General features: G+C 60.8%; 6 protein-coding genes. 2 read left to right on the top strand and 4 right to left on the bottom strand.

Annotation, left to right across the window (positions count from 1 at the left end; all coding sequences use genetic code 11):
* From ACE3OH_RS18775 to dapC, 4 genes are all read right to left on the bottom strand, one after another.
* Positions 1-1097 (bottom strand): PleD family two-component system response regulator (locus tag ACE3OH_RS18775; protein ID WP_374356799.1); only part of this gene is annotated, 1097 nt, incomplete at its 3' end.
* A 145-nt stretch (positions 1098-1242) separates the two neighbouring features.
* On the bottom strand, positions 1243-2067 hold the full coding sequence (gene dapD, locus ACE3OH_RS18780) for a 2,3,4,5-tetrahydropyridine-2,6-dicarboxylate N-succinyltransferase (protein WP_374356811.1): 825 nt from the start codon (positions 2065-2067) through the stop codon (positions 1243-1245).
* Between the two features lie 31 nt (positions 2068-2098).
* Complete coding sequence (locus tag ACE3OH_RS18785; RefSeq protein ID WP_374356801.1) at positions 2099-2431, bottom strand: antibiotic biosynthesis monooxygenase; 333 nt, start codon at positions 2429-2431, stop codon at positions 2099-2101.
* 72 nt (positions 2432-2503) lie between these two features.
* Positions 2504-3697, bottom strand: a complete 1194-nt coding sequence (dapC, locus tag ACE3OH_RS18790) for a succinyldiaminopimelate transaminase (protein ID WP_374356803.1) — start codon at positions 3695-3697, stop codon at positions 2504-2506.
* A 204-nt stretch (positions 3698-3901) separates the two neighbouring features.
* Here dapC and ACE3OH_RS18795 point away from each other — a divergent pair, with 204 nt between their 5' ends.
* Together ACE3OH_RS18795 and ACE3OH_RS18800 are read left to right on the top strand one after the other, a co-directional pair.
* Positions 3902-4264: a hypothetical protein gene (locus ACE3OH_RS18795; RefSeq protein ID WP_374356805.1), complete on the top strand. Its 363-nt coding sequence runs from the start codon at positions 3902-3904 to the stop codon at positions 4262-4264.
* 70 nt (positions 4265-4334) lie between these two features.
* On the top strand, positions 4335-4523 hold the full coding sequence (locus tag ACE3OH_RS18800; RefSeq protein WP_374356807.1) for a YjfB family protein: 189 nt from the start codon (positions 4335-4337) through the stop codon (positions 4521-4523).
* Positions 4524-4733: the final 210 nt, after the last annotated feature.

Raw genomic sequence — 4733 nt, forward strand, 5'->3', positions numbered from 1 at the left:
TAGCGCTCGATCTTGCTTTGCACCACCGCATTGAGGATTACCGGATTGAATGGCTTGGTGAGAAAGTGATCACCCCCCAAGCGCAGCGCCTCGACCTGCAGGGCTACATCGGTTTCGCCCGACAGATAGACGATGGGCACCGACAGGAATTCCACATGCTGGCGGATCACCCGGGCGGTTTCTACGCCGGTGCAGTCCGGCATATACATATCCATCAGGATCAGATCGGGTTGGTAGCGCTTGAGTGCCGCCAATACCTCATGTGGCTGGGAAATGGCATGGCTCTGCACGCCGTTTTCGTTGAGTGTGCGCTGGATCAGCTTGATGGCGGTGAGCGAGTCTTCAACTACCAGGACGCGGTACGGTTCTTCCTCGTCCTGGTTATTGAGTTCCAGAACCTTGGCCACCATGGCCGGCAGCGGGGTAGCTGCCGGGATACATACATCGCAACCGGCTGCCAGGGCGGTCTGCAGGTCGCGAAAGCGCGCAGAAACCGATAGCACCAGCAGATTGGTGGCGGCAAAGCGTTGACGCAGGCTGTGGATTTGCGCCGCCCACTGCGATGGTGCCAGCCTTGCCACATCGAGCAGCAGGGTTACCGGCTCGGAGTCGTCGCTGGGGTTGTTCTGCCTGTTGAATACTTCGGTGACGATGCCGAAATAACCAAGCTGCGCGATCAATTCGCGCCACGGCTCGACATGATCGCCAACAAACCATACCCGCCGCGCCGGCGATAGATCGGCACTTTGCGGCGCCTCGGCGCTGGCGCGACGTTCTTCGACCGGGTGGCGCGCCGAGTCGATATAGCTGATTACCCGTGCGGCCAGTGCCTCGACCCGGCTTTGCAAGTCCTGCATGGTGGCATCGGCCACCGGATGGCTGGCCTCCTCGCCGAACAAGGCCAGAGTTTGCTGCTCGAGGTCGCGTGCCAGCTGATTCAGGCCGGACAAGCCCTTGCTATGCAAGAACTCGGCAAAGCTCGATACGGTGACGGCAAATTCAACGAATTGCTCGAAATGCGGCGTAGCGTGATAGCTTCGCCAGGTTGCGGAGAAGCTATCGCATTTCTTGAGCAGTTCGGCGGGCGGAATGGACATCAGCTCGGGCCAGGGTGGCATTGGTCTTTATGCCAAGCAGTCTAGGCGCAGTTGCGCTTTTATGCATCGCCGGAAAGGTATTGCGGCGCTGTAGCGCCCGGCCAGGCGAGTACACCCGCCTGTGCCGGTTGTATTGCCATTGCTATCAGATGCCGCGTAGCAGCTCGTTGATGCTGGTCTTGGCGCGGGTCTTGGCATCCACTTTCTTGACAATGACTGCGCAATACAGGCTGTGGCTGCCATCGGCCGCCGGCAGATTGCCGCTGACCACGACCGAGCCGGCCGGAATGCGGCCATAGCTGACTTCGCCAGTCTCGCGATCGTAAATCTTGGTGGATTGGCCGATATACACGCCCATCGAGATCACCGAGCCTTCTTCCACAATCACCCCTTCCACCACTTCGGAACGAGCGCCGATAAAGCAGTTGTCCTCGATGATGGTGGGCGAGGCTTGCAAGGGTTCCAGAACGCCGCCGATACCGACGCCGCCGCTCAGATGCACATGCTTGCCGATCTGGGCGCAGGAGCCCACCGTCGCCCAGGTGTCGACCATGGTGCCTTCATCCACATAGGCGCCGATATTGACATAAGACGGCATCAGGATGGCGTTCCTGGCGATAAAGCTGCCGCGCCGCGCCATGGCGGGCGGTGCAACACGGAAACCGGCTTGGCGGAAGTCGGCGTCGGACCAGCCGGCGAACTTGCTATCCACCTTGTCAAAAAAATTGGTTTCGCCACCCGCCATCACGCGATTGTCATTGGCACGGAAGCTCAGCAGCACGGCTTTTTTCACCCACTCGTTGACCAGCCAGCTGCCATCGCGTTTTTCGGCTACCCGCAACTCGCCGCGGTCCAGTTCCAGAATCACCTGCTCGATGGCATCGCGCAGTTCGGGGCTGATGGTTTGCGGGCTGATATCGGCACGGCGCTCAAAGGCGGCTTCGATGATGGGCTGGATCGGGTGGTTCATCATGGTCTCGCTTGGATGGTGTGGTAACAGATTATGTGGCTTGTTGGTCGCGCACTGTGGGGTGAGGCAGTTTGCCATCGCCGTAGCTGCGCAATACCTGGGAAATCACCACCTGATAGCCATCTAGCCATTCGCCCTGGCGGCGCTTAGCGGTGGCGTGCTGCGGATCGCGCATCAGCTCGTGCAGGCCCGCTTCGCTTTCCCAGTAGTACACATTGGCGATTCGGCCGGTTTTCGGGTCTTCCCAGCTCTCTTCGCCGAGATAGCCCACGCTGCGTTTGGCGGCCGTGGCTATCTCCTGATCGAGTTGGTGAAATTGCTCGTCAAATTCACCGGCCTGAAAAATAAAGGTGGCTGAGTACATGGTGCTTTCTTGTGGACCGGTTTTCCCGGTCCTGCTAAATCAAGGTGAAAATTCGATTCGTCCAGCGCAACCCTAGGCGGCGAATTCGGCCAAGCGCTTGGCGCCCTCGATGCAGTCGGCCAGCGGCGCGACCAGGGCAAGGCGGATTCGCCCGGCGCCGGGGTTGATGCCATGGGCGTCGCGGGCCAGATAGCTGCCGGGCAATACGGTGACATGGCATTGCTCGAAGGCGGCACGGGCAAAGGCGGCGTCGTCACCGGCAAAGCGATCGGGCACCTTGGCCCACAGGTAGAACGCCGCATCGGGCCGGCTGACGCCCAAGGTTTCGGCGAGGATGGGTACAAGGGCATCAAACTTGGCGCGATAGGCAGCGCGATTGGCCTCTACATGCGCTTCGTCGCGCCAGGCGGCTGCACTGGCCGCTTGTACCATCGCCGACATCGCCGAGCCATGGTAGGTGCGATACAGCAGAAACCTGGCCAGCAGCGCGGCATCGCCTGCTACAAAGCCGGAGCGCAGTCCCGGCGCATTGGAGCGCTTGGACAGGCTGGAAAACACCACCAGCCGTGATTTATCGCGCCCCAGCAGCTTTGCGGCCTGCAGGGCGCCCAACGGCGGCTGATCAAACCAGATCTCCGAATAGCACTCGTCACTGGCAATGATGAAGCCATGGCGGTCCGACAATTCGAAAAGCGCTCGCCAATCGTCCAGCGTCATCACCGCGCCGGTTGGATTGCCGGGCGAACAGACGAATACCAGCTGGGTACGGCGCCACACCGCATCGGGCACGCTGGCCCAGTCCGGCTGAAACGCCTGTTCCGCCAGGCAATTGACGTAATAGGGTTCGGCGCCGGCCAAGAGCGCTGCGCCTTCGTAGATCTGGTAGAAGGGGTTGGGAGAAATCACCACCGGCGTATAACCCTGCTCGCGGTCGATGCTGGCCTGCACAAAGCTGAACAGCGCTTCGCGGCTACCCAATACCGGCAATATTTCGCTATCGGGATTGGGGCGGGCAATGTCATAACGTCGGCTCAGCCAGTCGGCGATGGCATGGCGCAGATCAGCCAGGCCCAAGGTGGCCGGATATTGTTCCAGGCCGCCGAAGTGGGCGATGATCGCCTGCTTGATCAGATCAGGTGTCGGGTGCTTGGGCTCGCCGATCGACAGGTCGACATGCCCTAGCGCCGGATCGGGGCGGGCATCCGCGAACAGGGCCTTGAGGCGTTGGAACGGATAGGGCTGCAGACGGTCAAGTAGCGGGTTCACGGGCAGGCGCTTCGGTGTCGATCGAACGAAGCTGCCGATTATAGCCAGATTGCTGCGCTGCACGACGACCGATGCCGGGATACACTAGCGCCGGATCGGGCGCCTGTACGCAAGGCAAGGTGGGCGTTCCGTCGTTTGTCTGGCCTGTATGGCGCTTGCGCGGCCGGCAACAAGCAAAACAGCATGTTTATCAGGAGTTTTTGCATGACACGTTTTTCCTTTCTCAAGCTCGGTGTAATCGGTCTGCTGGCCGCTATGTTCGCCATGCCGGCAATGGCCTCGGACACTCTGCCCGCAGCCTCGGCAAAATCGGACATTCCCCTGCCGGGCGATACGCCAGCTGCCGCTGAGCACATCAAGAAACCGGTCAAGCCTGCGCAGGCCGGCAAGTCGTCCGCCAAGCATGGCAAGCACGGCAAGACCGACAAGGCGGGAAAGCACGGCAAACACGCCAAGCATGGCAAACATGCCAGCCACGCCGCCAGCAAGGGCAAGCACCATGCAGCGGCGGAAAAGCACGGCAAGGCGCACAATTCGCATAAATCGCTCAAGAAGCATAAAAAGTGACCGATGAGGGGGTGTCCCGGCCTTGATCGGGACCTAATCTGCATCGTGAGGTGCAGGCCAGGAGGTCAAGATGGAAATCAGCGGTTTCGTCAATGCAGTATCCAACGCGGCAGCCGGTGAAATTGGCAGCAATGTCGCCATGTTCGCCTTGCGCAAGGCACTGGATCAGCAGCAGCAAAGTGCTTTGACCCTGCTGCAAGCCATTCCGCAAGCCAGTAACCCGCCCCACTTGGGCAACGCAGTGGACGTGCGGGCCTAGTCGCCCGCACCGCGCGGCCGCGCCCGCTGCGTTACGCCGCCCCTCGGGGCGGCGTTTTTCATTGCGTGAGCCATCAGCGAACTCCCCACCTTTCGTACCGCGCTATTCCCTTGCCTGCCGGGTCGGCAGGACGCGCCGTGCTAGAATCGCGCCGCCCGCTCAAGCCTTGGTTCCCTGCCTGTGACTACCCTAGACGACGTATTCCGTGAA

This window comes from Chitinimonas sp., assembly GCF_041904975.1.
Lineage (GTDB): Bacteria > Pseudomonadota > Gammaproteobacteria > Burkholderiales > Chitinimonadaceae > Chitinimonas.

Coding starts and splice junctions, on each gene's coding strand:
- ACE3OH_RS18785 (WP_374356801.1), bottom strand. CDS start 2,431: ATGTACTCAGCCACCTTTATTTTTCAGGCCGGTGAATTTGACGAGCAA.
- ACE3OH_RS18795 (WP_374356805.1), top strand. CDS start 3,902: ATGACACGTTTTTCCTTTCTCAAGCTCGGTGTAATCGGTCTGCTGGCC.
- ACE3OH_RS18800 (WP_374356807.1), top strand. CDS start 4,335: ATGGAAATCAGCGGTTTCGTCAATGCAGTATCCAACGCGGCAGCCGGT.
- dapD (WP_374356811.1), bottom strand. CDS start 2,067: ATGAACCACCCGATCCAGCCCATCATCGAAGCCGCCTTTGAGCGCCGT.